This window comes from Pectobacterium carotovorum, assembly GCA_016415585.1.
Classification (GTDB): Bacteria; Pseudomonadota; Gammaproteobacteria; order Enterobacterales; family Enterobacteriaceae; genus Pectobacterium; species Pectobacterium carotovorum_K.
On sequence record CP066552.1, the window covers coordinates 4491751 to 4515868 of the forward strand.

Consider the following 24118-nt stretch of genomic DNA (forward strand, 5'->3'; position numbering starts at 1 on the left):
ATTTTACCTCAACCCGAGTATTTGCCTGCAATCTTTACGCGATTTTTGTCAGCCGTGTTCGATTTCTCACAACCTCGTACTATTTTTGACAACGACGTACAAATGCCGCTTTAATCGAATGTATTCTGCCGTTATCGGCCTGGACATCTTCTGAAGTGGCTGACCCGAATCCCTATGACACGAAAACGCATCGCTTCACTTTTGGTTATATCATCGCTGGTGCTGTACCAAACTCTCGCGGGGGCCGATCCGACGTTTCCGCCTAAAACCTCAGCTAATGCGCCGTATCTGCTGGCTGGTGCCCCCACCTTCGATCAAACCATCACGCAGTTCCGTTCTCGCTACAACCTGAGTAACCCGACGCTGCCGATCGGTGAATTTCGGGTTGTCGACACCGGTAATATCACCAGCATGTTGACCCGCGCAGCCAGCCGCATTAACGATCACCTCTATGCCTCAACCGCGCTGGAGAAAGGCACTGGGAAAATCAAAACGATGCAAATTACCTGGTTGCCGCAGCCGCAGAGCGAACAAGAAACCGCAGTGCGTCGTAAGCAGGCTATCGACTATATGGCTGCGCTGGCACGCACGTTCGCACCGTCACTAACGGAAGAACAGAGTGTGAAAAAAGTCACCGGACTACTGGAAAAAGGCAAAGGACAGCGCTTTCATCAGCAAACGGAAGGAGCCTTGCGTTATGTTGTTGCAGATGATGGTGAAAAAGGGCTAACTTTTGCTGTTGAACCGATTAAGCTAACGCTATCTGAACCGTGATCAACCCGGTAATTAATGACGAAAAACAGAGCCACGGTCACATTTCGTCTCTATACTGTGGGCAGGTCATATTGCCTGACGGCAGTAAAATTTATACATCGGTTCATTGACACCTTGATTTATTAACATATTGATTCATTCGCGATTCCGGCTGGAGGAAAAAAGATGCGACATCCATTAGTTATGGGTAACTGGAAGCTGAACGGCAGCACTCACATGGTCAACGAACTGATCGCGGGTCTGCGTAAAGCGCTCAGCACCGTTGACGGCTGTGGCGTAGCGATTGCACCACCTGCTATCTACCTCGATCAGGCTAATCACCAACTGGCCGGCAGCCGCATTGCTCTGGGCGCACAGAACGTTGACGTGAACCTTTCCGGTGCTTTCACCGGCGAAACGTCTGCCGAGATGCTGAAAGACATCAGCGCGAAATACATCATCATCGGCCACTCTGAGCGCCGCACCTACCACAAAGAAAGCGATGAATTCATTGCGAAGAAATTTGGCGTGCTGAAAGACGCGGGCCTGATTCCGGTGCTGTGCATTGGCGAAACTGAAGCTGAAAACGAAGCGGGCCAGACGGAAGCCGTTTGTGCGCGTCAACTGGACGCCGTGCTGAATACGCTGGGCGCAAAAGCATTTGAAAACACCGTTATCGCCTACGAACCTGTATGGGCTATCGGTACCGGCAAATCTGCCACCCCTGCTCAAGCACAGGCTGTTCACAAATTCATCCGTGACCATATCGCCAAGCAAGATGCTGCCGTTGCTGAACAAGTGATCATCCAGTACGGCGGTTCGGTGAATGCGGCGAATGCGGCAGAGCTGTTCACCCAGCCGGACATCGATGGCGCGCTGGTTGGCGGTGCATCACTGAAAGCTGACGCCTTTGCTGTCATCGTGAAAGCCGCAGCCGACGCTAAACGCGGCTAAGCTTTATCGAAAACGGGCGGATAAAGGTTCGTCTAATCAAAAAGCCGGTTCACGCTGTCGCGCAACCGGCTTTTTTTGATCTCATTCAACTGTCAGTACTACTAGATTCACAGTCAGCTTATCTGCCTGTTCCCACACGTTTGACTTCATATTTATTGTAGCTACAATAAATAAATGAAAATCATATTCGACCCGATTAAGAATGAGAGCAATAAGCAAAAACACGGCGTTTACTTGGCCGACGCTAAATATCTTGATTGGGACCGAATGGTTGCCGCATCTGACTCTCTTGGTAACTACAGCGAAGACCGTTACATAGGTATCACTTACGGCCTTGCTTATCTCAACAACCGAATTTATGTCGTAGTATTTACTTACAGCGATGGAGACGACGAAGAAATTTACCGCATCATCAGTTTGCGGAAAGCCACTAAAGCGGAGGTGGAAAAATATGCCAAAACTTAAGCAGGGTACTATCCTCCCTACGGATGAGGAAGACCGTAAAATTCAGGAAGCTATTGCACAAGACCCTGATACACGCTCGCTTGAAGGTGAGAACGTGCAGCTTATGCCTTTCAGTAAATTGAAAGCAATGCGCAAACAGGGACGCCCCGTTAAACCTGCACCAAAAGTACAAGTCAGTATTCGATACTCTCCAGAAGTTATCGCAGCCTTCAAAGCGACTGGTCGCGGTTGGCAAACCCGCATGGATGCAGCGATGGCGGATTGGCTTAAAAACCATTCCCCAAACGACATCAAAATTTGATGCAACTTCTAAAGCCAGCCTTTTAAGCTAATCCTGATGAGATGATCCCCCTGTGAGCAGCATGCTAACAGGGGGAATAATCACGGCTAGCGTGATCGCCCACCGTCAGAGAATAGGAAACGTTACTTCGTCGCAGGGATTTGCTGCGTAATGCAGTGAATATTTCCCCCACCCAGCAGGATTTCCCGCGCAGGCACGCCGCTAATCAGGTAGCCAGGGAACATCTGTTGCAGCAGATCGCGTGCAACGTCATCCGTCTTCTCATCCAGCAGCGGGAAAATAATCTGCTGGTTGCTGATCAGGAAATTCACATAAGAACCCGCCAGACGGGAACCGGCAAGGCGTTCGACGGCATCGCCGCTGTCCACGCCCTGTGCTTCCTCTTTGGTTGCATACAGCGGACCGGGGGCAGGTAATTTCCAGATTTTCAACTGTCGACCCTGAGCATCTTTGGCCGTAGATAACACACGATAAGCGGCCATAGAGCGCACATACTGCGGATCGTTTTCATCATCCGTCCAGTGCAGCGCCACTTCGCCGGGGCGCACGAAACAGCACATGTTATCGATATGCCCGTCGGTTTCGTCGTTATACACACCTTCTTCCAGCCAGATAACCGTCGAAATATCGAGGTAATCACGCATCAACTGTTCGATTTCCGCCTTGCTTAAATGCGGGTTACGGTTCGGATTGAGCAAGCATTCCGCCGTAGTCAGCAGGGTGCCTTCACCATCAACATGGATCGAGCCACCTTCCAGAATCAGCGGAGCGGCATAGCGTGCGGCCTGATGATAGTCCAGCACCTGTGCTGCGACTTTCTCATCCTGACGCCAGTCTTCATACAGACCGCCCAGTTCGCCGCCCCAGGCGTTGAACTGCCAGTCGATACCCCGACGCTCACCGGCCTGATTCAGCACAATGGTTGGACCGGTGTCACGCATCCAGGCGTCGTCACTTTCCATTTCCACCAGTGTGACGTTCACCGGCATCACTTTTTGCGCATCTGCCATGTAGCGTGCAGGCACGCCCATAATCACCGGCGTGTTCTGGGCGATGGCTTCCGCCACGCGCGCGAACGTTTTCTGCGCCGGAACGCCCTGCTCGCGCCAGTTGTCGGTACGATACGGCCAAATCATCCACACGGCATCATGCGGTGCCCATTCGGCGGGCATCGCAAAGCCATCCTGCTGCGGCGTGGTGAGATGAGGAGTAGCTAACTGTGACATCACTTATCTCCGGGTCTTGCCGTCAGAGGTGGCAATCGTGCCGTACATTTCCGGGCGACGGTCGCGGAACAGGCCCCATGACGCACGCTGTGCCGCAATGGCTTCTAAATCAAATTCATGCACCAGAATCGCTTCATCCGTCTTATTGGCCTGTGCCAACAGCGCACCCGTTTGGTCGGCAATGAAGGACGAACCGTAGAACGTCATTTCCAGACCGTCGATGTATTTGCTGGCTTCTGTACCAATACGGTTGGATGCGATTACCGGCACCAGATTCGCAGCGGCGTGACCTTGCTGAACGCGGGTCCAGTGCGGCTGGCTGTCGATGTCTGGGTAAGCGGGTTCAGAACCAATCGCGGTAGGATAGAAAATCAGCTCGGCACCCTGCAACGCCAGGCTGCGTGCGGTTTCTGGGAACCACTGATCCCAGCAAATGCCCACGCCGATTTTTGCGTAGCGCGTCTGCCAGACTTTAAAGCCAGTATCGCCCGGAATGAAGAATTGCTTCTCCTGATACGCCGGGCCATTCGGAATGTGCGTTTTGCGATAAACATCCAGCACGGAGCCGTCCGCGTCAATCATCACCAGCGAGTTGTAATAGGCGTTATTGGCACGCTCAAAGAAGCTCAACGGCAACACCACGTTCAGCTCCGCCGCCAGTGCGGAAAAATGCTTAATCAGCGGGCTGGTTTCCAGCTCCTGCGCCAGCGCATAGTGCTCTGGGCTTTGATCGATACAGAAATACGGTGCGGCAAACAGTTCCTGAATCAGGATAACCTGCGCGCCCTTTGCATGCGCTTGTCGCACCAGTTTTTCGGCGTTTTCGATATTCTTGGGCAGATCCCAGGAACACGCCATTTGTGTTGCGGCAACGGTAACTTTTTTCATGCGAAAACCTCAATAATAGCGATGTATACCCGCTCCTGCGCGGCAGATATCAATAGTGAGTGCGCTCGTTCAGGATAATGACAGCTATTCGTCTGCATTAACGAGTTCAACCCCGACGAGTTTAGGCCAACACACCACCCTATGCCCGATACGAAGGTAGCCTATTCACCGAAAATGACATGTGCATTATGCCAGTTAATGGCGGCACTTCACTATGCTGAAAATGAATGATCTCGCGTGATGAATTCCACAGGAAAAATCGGCGCGTAATTTGGCGACACCTTCAAAATCATCGACTTTCCCTAACCATAACAGCACCCGTTTTTCTTACGAAAACCTCAATTTTTAGATATACATTTTTTCACCAAATGTGAGTAAGCACCCACATACACACAATGTTTATATGATTTATTTATCACCTAAAATAGAACCAAACCTATTAATAAACACCAATTAAATAGGAACCACCTTGCATTAATTAATGCCTAACTCAAACTTTCAGCATAACTGCGCATTCTGCGCAACTTTTTGCTCACTTTCTGGTTGAAATCACTTTTTGCGCAATGGATGCCGTTTTTTCGCGAGGTCTGCGCAACTTTTTGCTCAAATTTTACTTAAGGAAAATTTGAGTTAAGGGAATTAATAGTAAAAACAACAAGATAAAAGTTGGCATGTGGATTGCTATACAGAACGTGAAGTTATTCAACTCGTTCAACAACAAGGAGCAAGACTATGCCAACTCCATGCTATATCAGCATCGAAGGTAAAACTCAGGGCAACATCACCGCGGGTGCTTTCACCTCTGACTCTGTCGGCAACATCTATGTGGAAGGCCACGAAGATGAAATGCTGGTGCAGGAATTCAAACACGTGGTTACCGTACCAACCGACCCGCAGTCCGGTCAGCCATCCGGCCAGCGTGTGCACAAGCCGTTCAAATTCACCGTCGCACTGAACAAAGCGGTCCCGCTGCTGTACAACGCACTGTCTACTGGTGAAATGTTGCCAACCACGACCCTGAAGTGGTATCGCACCTCGGTGGAAGGTAAGCAGGAGCACTTCTTCTCTACCATCCTGACCGATGCCACCATCGTGGATATCGACTGCAAAATGCCACACTGTCAGGACCCGTCCAAGCTGGACTACACCCAACTGATTGAAGTGTCGCTGGCCTACCGCAAAATTGACTGGGAGCACACCGTTGCCGGTACCTCCGGCTCTGATGACTGGCGTGCGCCGGTCGAAGCGTAATCTTTCTGTTTCTAACCCGGGCTTGTCCCGGGTTTTCTACGTGTACTGTCCTGAGGTCTGATTCTCCCAGACCTGAGTACAGACAACACGGTTTTCATCACGGGACGCGAGGGAATAAACGTGGCAAACAGTACAGGATTACAGTTCACGGTAAAGGTCGGCGCATTGCCTGCCCCGACGTTTGCCGTGGTGGATTTTCAGCTCAGCGAAGCGCTTAACCAGCCGTTTGCCCTGTCGCTGAATCTGGCGAGTGCCTTGCCGGATGTGGATTTTGGTACGGTGCTTGACCAGCCGTGTGAGTTGATGGTGTGGTATGAAGGCATACTCCAACGGCGAGTAAGCGGTATTGTCAGCGCCTTTGCACAGGGCGACACCGGCTTTCGCCGCACGCGCTATCAGGCGGAAGTCCGTCCGGCGTTGTGGCGGCTGGGGCTGCGCACTAATGCCCGCATCTTTCAGGCGCAAAAGCCGGAAGCGATTATCGGCGCACTGCTGGAGGAATCCGGCATCACCGACTACGCCTTTGCGCTGCGTCACGACCACGCGCCACGCGAATACTGCGTGCAGTATCGGGAAAGCGATTTAGCCTTTATCACTCGACTGGCCGCAGAAGAAGGCCTGTACTTCTTCCATGAATTTGAGGAAGGCAAACACCGCGTCGTCTTCGCTGACGATGCTGGGGCGCTCAGCAAAGGCTCTGAACTGTTTTTCAACCTTGCCACACAGGGTCTCAGCGAAGGGCCGTACGTAAACCGCTTCCGCTATGCCGAAGCCGTCAGTACCGCAGAAGTCGCACTCAAGGATTACAGCTTCAAAACCCCCGCCTATGGTCTGCTGCACAGCAAGATGAGCGGCGAGCTGACGCACCAGCGCGAAAACTATCAGCACTTCGACTACCCGGGGCGCTTTAAACAAGACCCCAGCGGCAAGGCCTTTACCGGCTACCGACTGGACGCACTGCGGGCGGGTGCCATGACCGGTTCCGGTGAATCCAATGCCGCTGAACTGATGCCCGGCAGCAGCTTTGCTTTAACCGAACACCCCAACTCGGCACTCAATACCGGCTGGCAACTGGTGGCCATTACCCACAGCGGGCAGCAGCCGCAGGCGCTGGAAGAAGAAAGCGGCGGCGAACCGACCACCTACAGCAACAGCTTTGAGGTCATCAGTGCCAAAAGCACCTGGCGTGCTGACCTGCCCTACAAACCGATGGTGGACGGCCCGCAAATCGCCACCGTGGTCGGCCCGGCAGGTGAAGAAATTTACTGCGACCAATACGGGCGCATCAAACTGCAATTTCCGTGGGACCGCTACGGCGCAAGCAACGACCAGAGTTCCTGCTGGGTGCGCGTTAGCCAGGGCTGGGCCGGTGGTCAGTACGGCCTGATTGCCATCCCGCGCATCGGCCATGAGGTGATTGTTAGCTTCCTTGAAGGCGACCCCGACCAGCCGATTGTGACCGGCAGAACCTTTCATGCCACCAACCCAGCACCGTATCCGCTGCCCGCCAACAAGACGCGCACCTCAATCCGCACATCAACCCACAAAGGCGCGGGGTTCAACGAACTGCGCTTTGAAGATCAGGCTGGGCAGGAAGAAGTGTTTATTCATGCTCAGAAAGACATGAACACCGTAGTGCTGAATAACCGCAGTACCTCGGTGAATGTGGATCACAACGAAAACATTGGCCGCGATCAAACGGTTGTCGTACAGCAAAATCAGACGGTCTCCGTCATTGCCGATCAGATTACCGAGATCCAGGGGGAGCAAACGGTTGTGGTGAAAAAAAACCGGAGCACTGTCGTGGAAGACAACGAAACGCTGAGGGTGACGAACGATATCTTTATCCATGCCGAAGACGGCAGCATTCAGATTGGTACGGGTGCTGGCTATATCTCAATCAAGCACAGCGGAGATATTGAGATCGTCGGGAATAACCTAACGCTGAACGGCACCCGTATCGATTTGAATTAAGGATGACTATGTATCAGATGAATGAAGGGACGCTGGCTATCCCCGCCGATTGGCGCGATGAATCACTCCATGTTTTTGTTCTGCCGGGCGATGCCATCAACCTGGTTGTCAACCGGACTCCGATTGACTTCGGCCTGACAGCAGAGACGGTTTATCAGCAGACGTTGGACCAGTTTGCGGCACACCTAAAAGGGTATGAAGAGCGCAGCGTTTGGGTATTGACGCTGGATGGGCAACCCGCACACGGACTGGAATATACCTGGCGGTCACCAGAAGGGCCGATGCATCAGGTTGTCGTGATGCAGGTACGCGGTGAGTTATTGCTGACGTTTACCGTAACCGTGGCGGGCGAGCTCAGTGCGGAGCAGAAAACGGCGATGCTGGCGGTGGTCGAGACCTTTAAAGCCACTGCCTGAAAGGAGTCATCATGCTGAGTGATATTCTGAACCGTGTTGCCCGCGTGGGTGCCATGCATGCAGGCAAAGGCCCGACACCGCCGGCCGGTCGTCCTCAACCGGGCCAGGGAAAAGCACCGACATCACCGGGCAAAACCATCAAGCACAAAAGTTTTCTCGGTGCGCTGGCTGGGGCTATCGCAGGGGCGGTTGTAGCAGCCGTAGCCTTTGCCGCAGCGGCTGCCGTGGCGGGTGCCATTGCCGTCGCTGTTGTCGGGACGGGCGGCATGGGGGCGGCGCTGGTGGTGGGTGCCGTCAAACTGGCGGTGGGGTTTGGTGCAGTCAGCCTGCTAGGGGGGCTGATTAGCAGCGTCTCCAGCAAAGTTTCTGCCATGGTAGACAGCGGCGCCCCGCCGTTTGGGCCCGTCGATTCTGGCTCAGACACCGTGTTTGCGGAGAAAAAGCCCATTTCCCGTGCTGAGGTTGATACGGTAGCCTGCACCAAACACAACTCGCCCCAGTTGATTGCGCAAGGCAGTGAAACCGTCTACGTCAATGGCTCGCCAGCAGCACGTATCGACGATAAAACCGTCTGTGGTGCCACCATCAAAGAAGGGGCATCCACCGTCTTTTTTGGCTCCGGTCAGCAAACCTGTCTGGATATTAGTGACGAATTCAGCTGGTGGGAAAAAGCGCTGCTGATAGCCGTGGAATTTCTGGTACCGCCCAGCCGGGGCATGTTCAAAGGGCTAGGGAAGCTATTTACACGTGGGCCAACCGCGGTGCTCAAAGGCATTCGCATGGGGGCGTTAAGAACGGCGGTGGGGCTACGGAGAGCGGCTCGGTGTGCCAGCAAAGGGTTTAAAAATAGCAAAGGGTTGGCACGTATTAAGGAAGCCACTCGGGGCTTTCTAAAAGATCCGGTCTATATTCCCAGCGGGGATGTGATCGAGATGCGTCTGGATCTCGAACTGGGGCAAACACTTCCTCTGCTTTTTGAGCGCACTTACCGCTCTGCCGCCACCCATACCGGCCTGCTAGGACGCGGCTGGTATGACACCTGGAGCGAAGCCGCATACGTCAGCCACGACGGCCTGAATACCCACGTCGTTATCACGCTGGCACAGGGATACGACATTGATTTCACCTTCCATCAGGATGTGCAGGCGGTATTTTGTCCGCTCTATCCGGCCTTTACTCTGCATCGGCGGGCAGAGGGATTTAGCCTGTGGGATCGTGACAGCCTCACCTGGCGTGAGTTCGATGTGCCTCAGGGCGATCGGCTGCTTCTGTCGTCCGTACGCGATCCGCACGACAACCGCATTACCCTGATCCGCGATCCAAAAGGCTATCTGCGCAAGATGCAACACAGTGATGGTATCGAGCTGCTGCTGGTATGGCGGGGAGATTATCTACACCAGATACAGCGCATTGATGCCGGACAAAAAACCATACTGGCCGAATACCGGCAGGATGAACAGGGGCGACTGATTGAGGCCGATGCCACCCATGCCTATCACCTGTTCTACGACTATGACAACGAAAACCGACTCACGCGCTGGCATGACAACGACCAGACCTGGGCGCGTTACGAGTATGACTATCAGGGTCGCTGCGTTTACACCACCTGTGCTGACGGCTACCTGACCGCGCGTTTTGACTATCTCGATGACCGTGTGGTCATGACCGACGGATTAGGTCAGCGCAGCGAATTTGGTTTCAACGCGCTATCGCTGATGAGCTGGGAAAAATCTCCGTTAGGGCACGTCACCCGCTACAACTACGACGACCACGGCAACCTGTTGCGTGAGATTTCCCCCGCAGGTCGGGTGGTTGAATTCACCTATCTGGACGATAGCGGTCTGGTCAGCACCTTCACCGATGGCAGCGGCCACACCTGGGCCTATGACTATGATGACGCGCAGCGGTTATGCGGCATCACCGACCCGCTCGGGCGCGTCTGGCAATGGGCGTTCGATGAGGCCGGTAGCCCAGAGACACTCACCGGGCCGGATACCCGTGAAGTACGGTTCACCTGGAACCGACACGGCCTGCTGACACAGGTGAGCGATCAGGCGGGCGAGGTTCAGGCACGGCTGCGTTACGATCATCGTCAACGGTTGCTGAGTGCCAGCGATGCGCTCGGGCGTACCCAGCAGCTACGCTATGACCAGCAGGACAGAGTCGTGCAGTGGCAGCGGCCAGACGGAGCACAATTCCGTCTGGGATACCGCCGTGCAAGCTGGAAGCTGCCGGAGCAGCTGATACGCCCCGACGACAAACAAGAACAACGCCAATACGACAAGCATAACAACCTGCTGAGCACGGTGGACGGCAACGGGGCACTGTGGCAGCAAACCTACGGCCCCTTTGACCTGCTCACATCCCGTACCGATGCCGAAGGCCGCACCTGGCGTTACGAGTACGACAAAGAGAGCCAGCAACTGATCGCCGTTGTCGCCCCGGACGGCAGCCGCTGGCAATGGTGGCTGGATGCCGATGCGCGGGTCATCCGCGAGCGGGACATGGCGGGCACCGACACCCACTACACCTATGACGAAGACGGCAACTGCATCGCCATCCGTAATGGCGAAGGCGAAACCCGCCACTTCCTGTATGACGGACGCGGGTTGCTCATCAAAGAAACCGCACCGGACGATACCCTGCACTACCGCTATGACGCGGCTGGCAGGCTTATCGAAGTCACCTCCGCAACCAGTCATGTACAGCTAGAGTATGACCTCCGTGACCGGGTGGTGCGGGAGTGGCTGAACGGCTCGCTTATCACCCGACAGTTTGATGATACCGCACGCACCGTAACGCGAACGCTGACCGGAGAAAACGAAGGTGACGACGCGCTGACCAGTACTTTCGTATACAGCGCGGCGGGTGAACTGCGGCAGGTGCAGTTGCCGGATGGCGCAGAGCTCACCCTTGCTCATGATGCCGCCGGGCGCGAGGCCTCCCGTTCAGGCGGTGAGTTCCTACAGCAGAGGGAATATGACGTGATGGGCAGGCTGACCCGTGACATGAGCGGTCAGCAACAGGACGGGCGTCTGCACGCCTCACAGACGCGGGAATATCGGTATGACGGCGCGGGCAATCTGGCCGGTGCCCGCCATAGCCGCGAGGCGGCAGGTTACAAACTGGACGCGACCGGACGGGTGCTGTCCGTCCTCAGCGGTGGCGCAGGCCGCACGGTGGAAACCGACGAAGCTTACCGCTACACCCGCAACGGCCTGCCGCAGGATACCGCCCGACTCACCGAGTGGCAGGCGGGCAGGCTGACTCAGCACGACGACACCCATTACCAGTACGACAAAGCCGGACGACTCATCCGTAAACAGGTGGTTCAGCCGGGCTACCGCCCACAGGTCTGGCACTACCGCTGGGACAGCCGTAACCAGCTCCGGGTTGTCGACACCCCGACGGGCCAACGCTGGTTCTACCGCTACGACCCGTTCGGGCGACGCACCGGCAAACGCTGTGAGCAGACGCAGGAGGAACTCCGTACCCTGTGGGACGGCGACCAGATAGCCGACGTGCGTCACTACCGCAACGGGGCACTTGTGTCGAGAAGACACTGGGTACACAACGGCTGGGAGCTGCTGGTTCAGCAACGGCAGAATACTGACGGACGCTGGGAAACCGACTTTGTCACCAGCAGCCAGAACGGTGAACCCCAGGCCGTCTTCAATCCGCAAGGCGAACTTCGCTGGCGGGCACCGAAAAGCACCCTCTGGGGGCTGCGGCAGAGCCATCTTGAGGAAAATATCGACCCAGGCCTTGGCTTTGCCGGACAGTACCGTGACACCGAAAGCGGGCTATGTTATAACCGTTTTCGGTACTACGACCCAGCAGGTGGATGTTATGTCTCGCCGGACCCGATAGGGATAGCGGGGGGTGAGAACAATTACGGGTATGTGCCGAATCCGAATACGTGGGTTGATCCGTTTGGGTTGGCGGGATGCTCTACCACTCTTGGTAAGAACATGATGCAGGGAATGGGATTGTCTCGTTCTAGTAAATGGAGTGGTTATCAGGCACACCATGTAATACCCAAAGAACTAGCTAATCATCCTGCGTTGAAGAAAATTAACTATTATATTGATAATGCCAATAATGGCATTTTTCTTCGTAAAGTGGATGACGGTGTGAGTACTATGGCGAGGCATCAGGGTAACCATCATGGATATACAGATGCTATACGCGGAGCTTTAGATAGAATAGATCTTAATCAATCTGTGAGTTCTATTTCAAAGCAAGTGACTCAAATCCAAAATGCAGCCAAAAAAGGAATGATGGATGGTATGCCTATTCGGTCTAAAGATATGTGGAATGCAGACATCTTTGGTAAGGACATAGGCCAAGTTGGTAGGCAGAGGGTGTTTGAGTTATGGCAAAACATATTAAGGTGATCAAATGAATGATAAAGTTGAATTTTATATGGAACCTATTAGATTTTTTAAGAACTCGCTGTTTTTATCAGGTTCTAAAATAGCCTTATCTGAATATAGTATGATTATAAAAAAAGATGATGCTCTGAGATTATTTTTTAGCCAGGATGTACCTTCGGATTATTGTATTTGGGATGACTTTTTTTCCGGTCAGGTATCTGATCTGATACTGGACAAAAACTATAATTTGGCGCAAGAGGATATAATTAAGGCAATCAGGTCTGAGGGCAATGATACTCTAAAAGAAAATATAAGAAAAAGGAAAGAGTATCTTTTGAGGAAAAAGGCAGGGCTAGCCGATAATTCTGAATATGATAAATTTGTTAAAGAAGTAGATGATGAATGTAATTATATTTTAATGATGGTTAGTGTGCAGCGATATCTGAAAGGGGAGAAAGTTAAAAATAAACTCGAAGAACTCTTTGATATTTTCAAAACAGGTGTTTTACCCTGTGGCGTGAAAAAAAACTCTAATGAGATAGTTGTTTTTGATCCATCTATACTGAGGTCAGGTTAACTCCTCGATCATAGGGTGTATTATAGCAAGAAGGTGTAATTATCCTAATAGGTTGTAAAGCTGTACGCGATAAAACATGTATTGTGCTTCACTAATTTATCCACCCTATTATTCCGAGTTGTCAGCGGGGCAGACGCAACCACTTCAGAGTGGTGTATACCCTGAATAGCAAACACTACGACCAGACACATATGGTATTCACAACCCGTGGGATAGCGACCAGGTAGTAGAAGTGTGCTATCACCGCAACGGTGAACGCGTTGCCCGCCGACACTGGGTACACAACGGCTGGGAGCTGCTGGTTCAGCAACGGCAGAATACCGACGGACGCTGGGAAACCGACTTTGTCACCAGCAGCCAGAACGGTGAACCCCAGGCCGTCTTCAATCCGCAAGGCGAACTTCGCTGGCGGGCACCGAAAAGCACCCTCTGGGGCCAGCGGCAGAGCCATCTTGAGGAAAATATCGACCCAGGCCTTGGCTTTGCCGGACAGTACCGTGACACCGAAAGCGGGCTATGTTATAACCGTTTTCGGTACTACGACCCAGCAGGTGGATGTTATGTCTCGCCGGACCCGATAGGGATAGCGGGTGGAGAAAGCAACTACGGGTATGTTCAGAATCCCAATGAATTAATAGACCCATTAGGGTTAGCTGGATGTAGTAAGTACTTAAAAGGGTGGGGAAGAGGAAAAGCTGGATTTGAGAACTTCTGGAATAACTCGACACAGAAGCAATTCATGAACGCATGGAGTAATCCAAAGTTTAAAGAAAATATCATGGATCGACTTCGTAAAGCCGGTGGTTCAAAAGGCGGGGGTTTTCATGAATGGTTACCTGTCTCTCAAGCTGACAAATTTAAACAAATGGGTGTTTCATTTAACGACTATATGAAGTGGAGGACACCGACTGGCCAAGTTAAGTTCTTGGACGATCTTGGTGTTATGGGGACACATACTCTGCCACATAGCGGTGGTGTTACGACCCAGTCGTCATTAGCCCACAGTGAACTTATTAAAATTGCAGGTAAAGCCACGGATATAAATAGTTATCTAAATGCTGTGAGAAAATGGTCTAGTAAACGACTTCCATTTGGTCCATTTGATCTTCCATTTTAATTATAGGTGTTGAGATAATGAGTAAGGAAAAATACGCTATTTGGTATTCTGTTTCGACGAATTATGAAGCTATCATGGATAACTTCGCTATCAATGATAACGAATGTAAATTTGAAAGAGATTTTCATTTAAAAAACAGATTCATAGACTACGACCATGCAATTATTATATGGTATGGAAAAGAACAAGGAGAACTAGGTAACTTATCTAGAGAAAAAAATATAAATATTGAAGAGGGATTTGATTTTATAACATCTAAAGTATCTCTCCTTTTGGATAAGAAAGATGTTGATAAGATAAGCTATCTTTTTGCTTTGCCTGATTTTGAATATGAAGGTAAAGTAAAATCTAATGATACACTTCGCTTCGGCGGCCATATAACTTGTGAGCGGCCAAATAGTAGTTGGCTTGACGAAATACTGAGCGATATGTAAGAGCATTCAGAGCCGGAAGATCCTCTTTGGATCTTCCAAATTTTCGATGTCAGAAAATGAAAAAGTATAACTGCCACACAAAATGAGATTAGTGTATTGAAGAAACTCATCATGTAAACTAAATTTCCTTGCAATGATTCCGAGTCACTGCAATATGCAGGAAATTACGCTATTAATTCATTCTTCAATAAAATAATCGAAGTTGATCATCTTGATTAGCATGAGAAAAAATTTACAGAAAAATAAAAATCAATAAATTAAACAGGCATTAAAAAATCATTCAATTAATATATTTATCCATTTTAATTGGAATTAAATTTCCATATAAAATTAGCAATTAAATATATAATTTAATGTTATTAAAACAAAATATCGATTAAATTAATATCAGAAACGATCTCAACGATTCTTCCGGCTATTTTATTTTCATCGCCAGCTAAAGATTAATCTCGGTCTCAATAATCAATCTACCCCGCTCCACCGTCACGGTGATCGGCATCCCGGTCATAAACCCGACTCCTCCAGCCAGCGGCCTTTAAGGTTAATCGCGGACGGCGGGTTAGGCCTGCCGTTTTACTCGTCTCATTCTGAGACTCGCCTTTGCGGGCCAGCTAAAGCTGTTCAAACCTGTTATAACAGGTTTGTGTGGGCGTATCCCACCGTGTAGTAACGTGCTGTTTTAGTTGTTTTATTTACTATGACACCTGGCGTTACGAGTACGACAAAGAGAGCCAGCAACTGATCGCCGTTGTCGCCCCGGACGGCAGCCGCTGGCAATGGTGGCTGGATGCCGATGCGCGGGTCATCCGCGAGCGGGACATGGCGGGCACCGACACCCACTACACCTATGACGAAGACGGCAACTGCATCGCCATCCGTAATGGCGAAGGCGAAACCCGCCACTTCCTGTATGACGGACGCGGGTTGCTCATCAAAGAAACCGCACCGGACGATACCCTGCACTACCGCTATGACGCGGCTGGCAGGCTTATCGAAGTCACCTCCGCAACCAGTCATGTACAGCTAGAGTATGACCTCCGTGACCGGGTGGTGCGGGAGTGGCTGAACGGCTCGCTTATCACCCGACAGTTTGATGATACCGCACGCACCGTAACGCGAACGCTGGCCAGAGAAAACGAAGGTGACGACGCGCTGACCAGCACCTTCAGCTACAGCGCAGCGGGTGAACTGCAGCAGGTGCAGTTGCCAGACGGCGCAGAGCTCACCCTTGCTCATGATGCCGCCGGGCGCGAAGCCTCCCGTTCAGGCGGTGAGTTCCTACAGCAGCGGGAATATGACGTGATGGGCAGGCTGACCCGTGACATGAGCGGTCAGCAACAGGACGGGCGTCTGCACGCCTCACAGACGCGGGAATATCGGTATGACGGGGCGGGCAATCTGGCCGGTGCCCGCCATAACCGCGAGGCGGCAGGTTACAAACTGGACGCGACCGGACGGGTGCTGTCCGTCCTCAGCGGCGGCGCAGGCCGCACAGTGGAAACCGACGAAGCTTACCGCTACACCCGCAACGGCCTGCCGCAGGAGACCGCCCGACTCACCGAGTGGCAGGCGGGCAGGCTGACTCAGCACGACGACACCCATTACCAGTACGACAAAGCCGGACGACTCATCCGTAAACAGGTGGTTCAGCCGGGCTACCGCCCACAGGTTTGGCACTACCGCTGGGACAGCCGTAACCAGCTCCGGGTTGTCGACACCCCGACGGGCCAACGCTGGTTCTACCGCTACGACCCGTTCGGGCGACGCACCAGCAAACGCTGTGAGCAGACCAGTGAAGACATCCGCTATCTGTGGGACGGCGACCAGATAGCCGACGTGCGTCACTACCGCAACGGTGAACGCGTTGCCCGCCGACACTGGGTACACAACGGCTGGGAGCTGCTGGTTCAGCAACGGCAGAATACCGACAGACGCTGGGAAACCGACTTTGTCACCAGCAGCCAGAACGGTGAACCCCAGGCCTAGGCTGTGTCCCATAACTATTTTTTGTACAATACGAAGCATAGTTTAACCACAAAAAGTCCTTCAATTTGGCTCGTTACGATTTCCCTGATGATGCATGGTTGCTGATTGCCGCCACCTGAGAACGGTTCTGCTAAAGGAGGTCGGCCTTATCTTGCGCACAGGCGTGTCATGAATGGCATATTTTGGGTTCTTTGTTCTGGAGCACCGTGGAGGGATTTACCCGAACGCTATGGTCACTGGATAAACGATTTACAACCGCTTTAATCGATGGTCAAAAACTGGAATAATGAACAGCCTTTTCAATAAGCCACTTCAAATTCTGGATGAAAAATCACTGATTGACTGGGATGTCATCGCGCTTGATGGCAGTAATATTCGAACCCTGAAAGCCGCGGCGGGAGCCAAAAAAACATCCCGATGAACTCGACGATCATGGGCTGGGTCGCTCTCGCGGCAGCTTTGGCACCAAAATCCATCTGGCGACAGATGGCACCGGATTGCCATTAAATTTCTGTCTGAGTGGTGGGCAAGCCCACGAAAGTCAGTATGCAAAAGATTTGCTCAACCGAGTTGGTGTTATTCGTAAAAGTGGGTGCCTGAAATCGCGTCCAAAAGCGATACTGGATACTCAGGGAAAAGTCTTCTTATTTATTTGAAGATTAAGGGAATAAAGCCAGTCATCCCTTTTAAACGGAATGAGAAGGCCAGTCAGGATAAACGCAGAAAACTCAATACACGGTTGTACAAAAAACGTAATGTTGTGGAGCGCAGCTTTGCGGGATTAAAAGAAAATCGTCGCATCGCTACACGCTCAGAAAAAACAGCAAAAAATTATCTGAGTATGCTTAAACTGGGGGAGATCCGGTTATTTTTGAAAAGGCTGTTAAGTTAAGGGACACAGCCTAGAGTAAAATTACCTGATGAGAGAGTCCCAAACAAACCTCGTATAGTAAGCAAAACGCCAAAAGGGAAATGTAAGTCATGATAGATGAGTTGAAAATAAAATGGATTGACAATAAATTACCAGGCCTAGATTTAGTCATTTTTGAATCTGGAATTGTACAATATATAAATATATATTTTATTGAAAATGATTCGTTATTACATTCCTTTAAGAAAGAATATTTTATATCATATGGTGAAAGATTAACCTTCAATGAGCTTGTTAGTAGTCACGATGAAATATGGTCTGAAGTTCAAATTAACAATAGACTATCAGTCAATGAAAATAATATTTTTCTCTGTGGAGAGGGAGAAATGGGAAATGAAGGATTTATTGTTAAAACAGATATAAATAACAATATAAAAATGATAATTCACTCAACAACATCTAACCCATTCATAGAAATAAGAAGAATAAAAGACAGCATTTACTTTAAATCAACGGCAAATTTTCATGTTGTTGTTGATTTATTATCTGATGATATCAAGATCTGCAATGAAGATATTTAATGTCATTAAAAGTCATATCACCTTGCTATCAAACATATCGTTTGATATTGGATTTAATACTAAATACAAAGTCTACTCACGTTACTGGTCTTAAACTCATATACGGGCAGGATATTGAATTTTTTTTGACGTTCTAATTAATTGAAAAGAAACTGTCGATATTAGTTAGAGATAAAGCTGGAAGTGATCGTAAAACGATCACTTCCAGCTTTATTTTATCGACCCTGTAAATAATTCTGTGTAACTGCCACCGTATTTTTGTCATGTGAGTCTCCTCTGTTACTGAGTTTACTCACTTAGCCACGTCTCCACTATTGCTGGGTAGGAGCAGACAACAACGGCTTTAGCTCAAATCCACGTCTTTAGTGCCAAACAGCCAAGTAATTACAAATCCAGCCAGGTACGAAATAACAATCCCGACCACGTACACCACCATGCCAGCAAATATCCCCTGCTGGGATGTCATCAAAGGAATGGAGACCAGACCTGACGGGCCAAAGACGGTATTCAGACCGACCGGCAGCCCCATCCATGCGACCAAACCGATAAAGAAGCCGCCCACTCCACCACCGATGCAGGCCGTGACGAACGGCTTCAGGCGCGGCAGCGTCACGCCATAAATCAGCGGCTCACCAATTCCCAGCAGGCCAGGAATGATCGCTCCTTTAATTTGCGTTCGCAGCACCGACCCTTTTGGCGAGCGCACAAACAGCGCCAGCGCAGCGCCCACCTGCCCTGCTCCAGCCATTGCCAAAATCGGGAACAGGGAGTTAAAACCCTGCGCATCCATCAACGCGAAATAGACCGGTACAAAACCCTGGTGAATGCCGAACACCACGGCAATCAGGAACAATCCTGCCAGAATGGCGGTGCCAAACGGATTACCGTTGAGATGCAGGAACAGCCAGGACATGCCTTTAAACAGCTCGCCGCCTACTGGCATAATCACCACGAAGGTGATCGCCCCAGTAATAAGTAGCGTGAGGGTCGAGGTGAGGATCATATCCAGATTATCCGGAACGATCTTACGTACCTGGCGCTCGACCCACGCTCCGAGAATACAGGCCAGCAGCACACCAATAATGTTCCCGCGTGGGTCGATAACCAGCCCGAAGAAGGTATCCATGCCCGCGTAATACCCCACCGTGCCCTCCGGCACATAACGCAGGATAAACAGCGATGCGATGATTGCACCGTTCACCCCTGTGCCGCCAAACGCTTTCTGGGTATTAAAGCCGATAAGAATGCTCAGGAAGGTAAACAGACCGATGCTGAACACCTTCATATAAGCGATGAGCTGCGTCAGCCAGACCGCGGGGGCAACGCCCTCCACCACCAGCGTTTGTTGCAGCAACGTGGCAATCCCCAGCATCAAACCCGCGGCGATAAAACCCGGAATCAGCGGCGTAAAAATGGTGGCAAATTTAGTCAGGAAGCTATGCACCGCGCTGTTCTGTTTCGCCTTCATCTGCTGCTTGTTCTGACTGGCAAGTTTACTCAGATCGGCATTTTCATCCGTCTGCGGCATGGCCTGTTCACCGGCTGTCAGCATCACGTTCATCAGTTCGCTGGCAGTTTGCGCCTTGCCTGGGCCAAGAATGATTTGTAGCTGATCTTCGCTGTTGACGACCCCCATTACCACAGGGATTTTCTTGAGCTCCTCATGCTGCACGCGCTCACGGTCTTTAAGCGTCAAACGCAGGCGTGTCATACAGTTGCCGCACACTAGGATGTTTCCACTCCCACCGGTAAGACGCAAAATCTGTTCGATGGTCGAGCCGGTGATTTTTGCCATAGCTAACTCTTTATCTCTTGTAGCGCTTCACGAATAAATCCCTGATTTTTGCTTAACAGCGCGCCCGCATCTGCCGCAGAAAGACCGCTAAGTATCATCAGAATGGCTGTTTTACAGTGACGATTGCAGGCATCTAGCGCCTGTGCCGCTTCTTCCAGGCTGCAATCCGTTGCCTCAACCACAATGTTTAACTGCCGCTGGAGCAGTTTGGCGTTAGTCGCTTCCACATCCACCATCAGGTTGCCAAATACTTTTCCGCTGCGAATCATGGCACCAGTAGTAATCATATTAAGAACGAGCTTTTGCGCCGTGCCCGCCTTCATACGCGAGGACCCAGTCACGACTTCCGCGCCGACAAGCAGTTCAATGGCAATATCCGCCGCCTGGCTCATTTCGCTGTTCGGGTTACACGAGATAGCCGCAACGGTTGCGCCAAGGCTTTTCGCATAGGCCATGGCGCCCAGCACATACGGCGTGCGTCCGCTGGCAGCAATACCCACGAGTACGTCACGCGAGTTGAAATTGAGATTGCGCAGATCCTGCTCGCCCATTTCGCGGTTGTCTTCAGCGTTTTCTACTGCCTGCAAAATGGCCGGGTACCCGCCAGCAATCAAACCAACCACCTGTTCGCGCGGTGTGCCATAAGTTGGCGGGCATTCACTGGCATCCAAAATCCCGAGTCGCCCCGATGTACCCGCACCGCAGTAAATAAGCCGCCCACCGCAGGCAAACGCCTGTACCACCCGATCGACAACCTGCGCGATTTGCACAAGTGTGGCTTCTACCGCCTCCGGCACTTTTTTATCTTCACGGTTTATCACCGCAAGCATGTCGAGCGTTGGCAGAACATCGATTTCCTCGCTGGCTGGGTTGCGGCTTTCGGTAACCAACTGACTTAAAATAATCTCCATCGGGGCTTCCATTTCGTTGTGTTATCAACAATGTTAAGGCGTTATTTATTCAAGAAATGTGATAATTATCACGAGAAATTGTATTCCAGCTCAGTCAAGGCGCTGGAATAAGTGCAAAAAAAAACCACCAAGGAAACAATTAAAATAATTAAATACAATAAATTACCAAAATCGAATCGCCCCCCCTACACTGGAATAATATATTCCCCTCAATGGAGAATTTTTGATGTCTGTCCTTAACGAAATCACCTGGTTACTGCCAGAGTTGGCTGAAAACCAGCAAAAGATAGCCAGATATATTCTGAATAATCCCGAAAAAATTCTGGCATTATCCTCTTCTCACTTTGCAGAAGAGATCGGCGTTAGCCAGTCTTCGGTGGTGAAGTTTAGCCAGAAGATAGGCATGAAAGGTTATCCGGCTCTGAAGCTGGCAATCAGTGAAGACCTGGGTCGCAATGATCTCTACAAAACTTTTCCTCACAAAGCCCTGCATAACGCCATCTCTTCAGAAGACACCTTAATGGTGATGGCACACAAGTTAGCTCATGAGAAAACGGCAGCAATAACCGAAACCACACAGCGATTAAACTTCCCGGTTTTTAAAAAAGTGGTTGAGCTGATCAATACAGCACACCGTGTGCAAATAGTCGGCATCTGGGGTTCGGGTCTGACAGCCAAAGATCTGAGCTATAAATTACAAAAAATCGGTATTCTCAGCCTCGCCGAAGCCGATCTACACGTTCAAATCGCCACCGCCATGACCCTGACACCTAACGATGTGCAAATTGTTATCTCCTTCAGCGGGGCAAGAAAAGATATGCGTATTGCCGCCACGATGGCGAAATCTCAGGGAGCAAAGATCATCGTCATTACCGGCGATAAAAGCACGTCGTTGGCAAAACTGGCGGATTATGTGCTGGAAAGTATCTCCGAGGAGAACCAATGGCGCAGCTCGTCTATTTCTTCACGTACCGCGCAGAACACCGTGACTGATTTAATCTTCCTTGCACTGATGCAGCAGCGAAAAGAAATCGCTAGACCGAAAACGTTAAATGTAAGTATGACGATAAACAATCTAGATGACTAATATCATTATCAGGATAATTCTTACGAAAAAACTATCGATAAAATAATTAGATAACAAAATCCTTCAGCTATTATTCTCGATAAAGAAAGAATTATTCCTGTTAAAAGTCTTTATAAATAAGGCTAAGTAGATTTTTGGCTTCCTATGGAGTGCGCTACTATTCCTGAAATAGAAAAAATGACGAATCATTTATCTGTGATAATTATCACTTTACCATCCAAAATGAAACGTACAATTCGAAAAAGTATTATTCACGGAGACGAAAATGAAAAAGACACTGCCCTTGTTATTATTATTAAGCAGCAGTAGTTTCGCTGCTACATTTACCGACGCACAGCTAAAAAACCTCTGGCAATTCCCTAAAGAAAATGCAGAAAAGCTGGTGGCGGGAATGAGTTTTGAAGAAATGCTCGGACAAATGTTAATGATCGACATTCGTTCATGGAATGAAAATAACGAGTCTGAGAAAAAAACCTTTATCGAAATGAATAACACCGTCAGTAAAATGGTGAATGAGTTTCATCTTGGTTCGGTGATTCTGTTCCGGGAAAACCTCGTCACTACGCCGCAGACCGTGGCATTAATCAATAGCCTGCAAGCCTCGCGCAGCAATTTACCGTTGTTTATCAGTACCGATCAGGAAGGCGGATATGTGACCCGCTTGCAGGTCGGCACCGAGATGCCAGGCAATATGGCGCTGGGGGCAACAGGCTCGATGAAAATGGCCGAACAGGCTGGCAGCACGCACGGCGCAGAATTATCCAGTCTGGGTTTCAATTTCAACTTCGGTCCGGTCGTGGATGTGAACAACAACCAGAATAATCCTGTGATTGGCGTACGTTCCTATTCGGACGATCCACTGCTGGTAGGAACGTTAGCGCGTTCTTACATCGAGGGCATTCACCAGTACCCAGTACTGACCTCGCTTAAACACTTCCCTGGCCACGGCAACGTAACATCCGACACGCATTTTGCGCTGCCGAGCGTGAATACCGATAAAGCCTCATGGCATCAGACAGAGTTAAAACCTTTTATCGAAGTGATGCCATATTCCGATGCAATCATGACCGCGCACGTTGTGGTTCCCTCACTAGATGACGCTCAATTGATCAGCACCAGTGGCGAAAAAATTGGTACCCCAGCCACGCTTTCCACACCTATTCTCACCGGCATCTTACGCGAGCAGCTTCATTACAATGGTCTGATCCTGACGGATGCAATGGATATGGGGGCGATCGCCGGGAACTTCGATCAATTGTGGTCCATCAAACAGGCCATTCGCGCGGGTAATGATATCATCCTGATGCCACTTGAGATTAAAGACAGCGCGAGCATTCAAAAGCTTGGCGAGCTGTATGACTATTTGAAAACTGAAGCAAATAAAGATCCGCAGCTAAAAAAACGTATTCAAGAATCCGCCGAGCGAGTGGTTTACACCAAGCTAAACAAGCGTATTTCTGCAACACCGAAAAATGCCGCCAGCGCTGAAAAAATTGTCGCGTCACCCGCGCATAAGCAGCTTGAAAAAACGATATCCGAGCAGGCGATTACCTTAATTAAAAATGATAATGTATTGCCGTACGCGCTAAATAAATACAACAAGATCATGGTTTATTCAGATGAAAAACCGCGCAATGAACTGATAAAAAAGCATCTAAAACAGATTTCGGATGAGTTAAAAGTTAATTTATCCATCAAAGATGAGGTGGTTAAATTAGACAAAGACACGTTATCAGAACAGGAAATTAAAAAGCAGCTCGCCGGACAGAAATTTATTATCCTCACAACTTACAACCTGAAAAATAATCCTATAAATGCGCAGCGCATAATAGATATTGCTCGACAGGAAAACATTCCCCTGGTTGTTATCTCATCGAGAAATCCGTATGACATTGCGTATCTAAATGGTGTGCGTGCCAATATTGCTATTTATGGAATTACAGGTTTCGACGTCACGAATAACGTGCGCAACAGTCTGGAAACCAATATTCGCAGCGGCTTACGCACCCTATTCCAAGGACCTTCGGGGAAATCTGACGTTCTTGCAAGACCGAATGGTAAATTACCCGTCGATATTAGAACACCAGACAACAGCCAAATTTTATATCCACGCGGCTATGGCCTGACTACATTATAAAAAATAGGGTAGTTAAAA

18 protein-coding genes and 2 pseudogenes are annotated in these 24118 nt (G+C 50.3%); 16 read left to right on the forward strand and 4 right to left on the reverse strand.

The window, feature by feature from the left end; all coding sequences use genetic code 11:
- The first annotated feature begins 174 nt into the window (after positions 1-174).
- The 4 genes from JFY74_20065 to JFY74_20080 all read left to right on the forward strand — a co-directional run bounded on the left by JFY74_20065 (position 175) and on the right by JFY74_20080 (position 2473).
- Positions 175-774: a YiiQ family protein gene (locus JFY74_20065; GenBank protein QQG28309.1), complete on the forward strand. Its 600-nt coding sequence runs from the start codon at positions 175-177 to the stop codon at positions 772-774.
- 165 nt (positions 775-939) lie between these two features.
- The gene (gene tpiA / locus JFY74_20070; protein QQG28310.1) at positions 940-1707 is read left to right on the forward strand and encodes a triose-phosphate isomerase; all 768 of its coding nucleotides are present in this window, start codon (positions 940-942) and stop codon (positions 1705-1707) included.
- A gap of 174 nt (positions 1708-1881) precedes the next feature.
- A complete protein-coding gene (locus JFY74_20075) occupies positions 1882-2172 on the forward strand; it encodes a BrnT family toxin (GenBank protein ID QQG28311.1) in 291 nt (96 codons plus the stop codon).
- Positions 2159-2473, forward strand: a complete 315-nt coding sequence (locus JFY74_20080; GenBank protein QQG28312.1) for a BrnA antitoxin family protein — start codon at positions 2159-2161, stop codon at positions 2471-2473. Before JFY74_20075 ends, JFY74_20080 begins: the two co-directional genes overlap by 14 nt.
- Before the next feature lie 122 nt (positions 2474-2595).
- Here the strand turns inward: JFY74_20080 and aguA are convergent, their stop codons facing one another.
- Positions 2596-3699 carry an agmatine deiminase gene (gene aguA / locus JFY74_20085; protein QQG28313.1) on the reverse strand — a complete coding sequence of 368 codons (1104 nt, stop codon included), beginning with the start codon at positions 3697-3699 and terminating at the stop codon, positions 2596-2598.
- Positions 3700-3702: 3 nt separating this feature from the next.
- On the reverse strand, positions 3703-4587 hold the full coding sequence (gene aguB / locus JFY74_20090; protein ID QQG28314.1) for an N-carbamoylputrescine amidase: 885 nt from the start codon (positions 4585-4587) through the stop codon (positions 3703-3705).
- Between the two features lie 732 nt (positions 4588-5319).
- On the opposite strand from aguB, the gene JFY74_20095 reads away from it, so the two are divergent.
- The 10 genes and pseudogenes from JFY74_20095 to JFY74_20140 all read left to right on the forward strand — a co-directional run bounded on the left by JFY74_20095 (position 5320) and on the right by JFY74_20140 (position 18170).
- Positions 5320-5838, forward strand: coding sequence for an Hcp family type VI secretion system effector (locus JFY74_20095; protein QQG28315.1), 519 nt, complete (start codon positions 5320-5322; stop codon positions 5836-5838).
- Between the two features lie 120 nt (positions 5839-5958).
- Complete coding sequence (gene tssI, locus JFY74_20100; GenBank protein QQG28316.1) at positions 5959-7812, forward strand: type VI secretion system tip protein VgrG; 1854 nt, start codon at positions 5959-5961, stop codon at positions 7810-7812.
- A gap of 8 nt (positions 7813-7820) precedes the next feature.
- A complete protein-coding gene (locus JFY74_20105) occupies positions 7821-8228 on the forward strand; it encodes a DUF1795 domain-containing protein (protein ID QQG28317.1) in 408 nt (135 codons plus the stop codon).
- 11 nt (positions 8229-8239) lie between these two features.
- Positions 8240-12625 carry an AHH domain-containing protein gene (locus tag JFY74_20110; GenBank protein QQG28318.1) on the forward strand — a complete coding sequence of 1462 codons (4386 nt, stop codon included), beginning with the start codon at positions 8240-8242 and terminating at the stop codon, positions 12623-12625.
- A 4-nt stretch (positions 12626-12629) separates the two neighbouring features.
- A complete protein-coding gene (locus JFY74_20115) occupies positions 12630-13181 on the forward strand; it encodes a hypothetical protein (GenBank protein QQG28319.1) in 552 nt (183 codons plus the stop codon).
- Positions 13182-13377: 196 nt separating this feature from the next.
- Complete coding sequence (locus JFY74_20120; protein QQG30593.1) at positions 13378-14298, forward strand: RHS repeat-associated core domain-containing protein; 921 nt, start codon at positions 13378-13380, stop codon at positions 14296-14298.
- Positions 14299-14315: 17 nt separating this feature from the next.
- Positions 14316-14732 carry a hypothetical protein gene (locus tag JFY74_20125; GenBank protein QQG28320.1) on the forward strand — a complete coding sequence of 139 codons (417 nt, stop codon included), beginning with the start codon at positions 14316-14318 and terminating at the stop codon, positions 14730-14732.
- Positions 14733-15434: 702 nt separating this feature from the next.
- Positions 15435-16715 (forward strand): annotated as a pseudogene (locus JFY74_20130) (RHS repeat protein).
- Positions 16716-16783: 68 nt separating this feature from the next.
- Positions 16784-17610 (forward strand): annotated as a pseudogene (locus JFY74_20135) (IS5 family transposase).
- Between the two features lie 89 nt (positions 17611-17699).
- Entirely contained in the window at positions 17700-18170 is a 471-nt protein-coding gene (locus JFY74_20140; protein ID QQG28321.1) for a hypothetical protein, read from the forward strand.
- A gap of 343 nt (positions 18171-18513) precedes the next feature.
- On the opposite strand, the gene murP is transcribed toward JFY74_20140, so the two are convergent.
- Complete coding sequence (murP, locus tag JFY74_20145) at positions 18514-19965, reverse strand: PTS N-acetylmuramic acid transporter subunit IIBC (protein ID QQG28322.1); 1452 nt, start codon at positions 19963-19965, stop codon at positions 18514-18516.
- A gap of 2 nt (positions 19966-19967) precedes the next feature.
- Positions 19968-20876 carry an N-acetylmuramic acid 6-phosphate etherase gene (gene murQ / locus JFY74_20150; GenBank protein QQG28323.1) on the reverse strand — a complete coding sequence of 303 codons (909 nt, stop codon included), beginning with the start codon at positions 20874-20876 and terminating at the stop codon, positions 19968-19970.
- A gap of 226 nt (positions 20877-21102) precedes the next feature.
- On the opposite strand from murQ, the gene JFY74_20155 reads away from it, so the two are divergent.
- Both JFY74_20155 and JFY74_20160 read left to right on the forward strand, forming a co-directional pair.
- A complete protein-coding gene (locus tag JFY74_20155; protein QQG30594.1) occupies positions 21103-21963 on the forward strand; it encodes an SIS domain-containing protein in 861 nt (286 codons plus the stop codon).
- A 265-nt stretch (positions 21964-22228) separates the two neighbouring features.
- Positions 22229-24100, forward strand: a complete 1872-nt coding sequence (locus tag JFY74_20160) for a glycoside hydrolase family 3 protein (protein ID QQG28324.1) — start codon at positions 22229-22231, stop codon at positions 24098-24100.
- Positions 24101-24118: the final 18 nt, after the last annotated feature.

Coding starts and splice junctions, on each gene's coding strand:
- JFY74_20155 (QQG30594.1), top strand. CDS start 21,103: ATGTCTGTCCTTAACGAAATCACCTGGTTACTGCCAGAGTTGGCTGAA.
- JFY74_20110 (QQG28318.1), top strand. CDS start 8,240: ATGCTGAGTGATATTCTGAACCGTGTTGCCCGCGTGGGTGCCATGCAT.
- JFY74_20105 (QQG28317.1), top strand. CDS start 7,821: ATGTATCAGATGAATGAAGGGACGCTGGCTATCCCCGCCGATTGGCGC.
- aguA (QQG28313.1), bottom strand. CDS start 3,699: ATGTCACAGTTAGCTACTCCTCATCTCACCACGCCGCAGCAGGATGGC.
- JFY74_20115 (QQG28319.1), top strand. CDS start 12,630: ATGAATGATAAAGTTGAATTTTATATGGAACCTATTAGATTTTTTAAG.
- murQ (QQG28323.1), bottom strand. CDS start 20,876: ATGGAGATTATTTTAAGTCAGTTGGTTACCGAAAGCCGCAACCCAGCC.
- JFY74_20095 (QQG28315.1), top strand. CDS start 5,320: ATGCCAACTCCATGCTATATCAGCATCGAAGGTAAAACTCAGGGCAAC.
- JFY74_20125 (QQG28320.1), top strand. CDS start 14,316: ATGAGTAAGGAAAAATACGCTATTTGGTATTCTGTTTCGACGAATTAT.
- JFY74_20075 (QQG28311.1), top strand. CDS start 1,882: ATGAAAATCATATTCGACCCGATTAAGAATGAGAGCAATAAGCAAAAA.
- JFY74_20160 (QQG28324.1), top strand. CDS start 22,229: ATGAAAAAGACACTGCCCTTGTTATTATTATTAAGCAGCAGTAGTTTC.
- tpiA (QQG28310.1), top strand. CDS start 940: ATGCGACATCCATTAGTTATGGGTAACTGGAAGCTGAACGGCAGCACT.
- aguB (QQG28314.1), bottom strand. CDS start 4,587: ATGAAAAAAGTTACCGTTGCCGCAACACAAATGGCGTGTTCCTGGGAT.
- murP (QQG28322.1), bottom strand. CDS start 19,965: ATGGCAAAAATCACCGGCTCGACCATCGAACAGATTTTGCGTCTTACC.
- JFY74_20080 (QQG28312.1), top strand. CDS start 2,159: ATGCCAAAACTTAAGCAGGGTACTATCCTCCCTACGGATGAGGAAGAC.
- JFY74_20140 (QQG28321.1), top strand. CDS start 17,700: ATGATAGATGAGTTGAAAATAAAATGGATTGACAATAAATTACCAGGC.
- JFY74_20065 (QQG28309.1), top strand. CDS start 175: ATGACACGAAAACGCATCGCTTCACTTTTGGTTATATCATCGCTGGTG.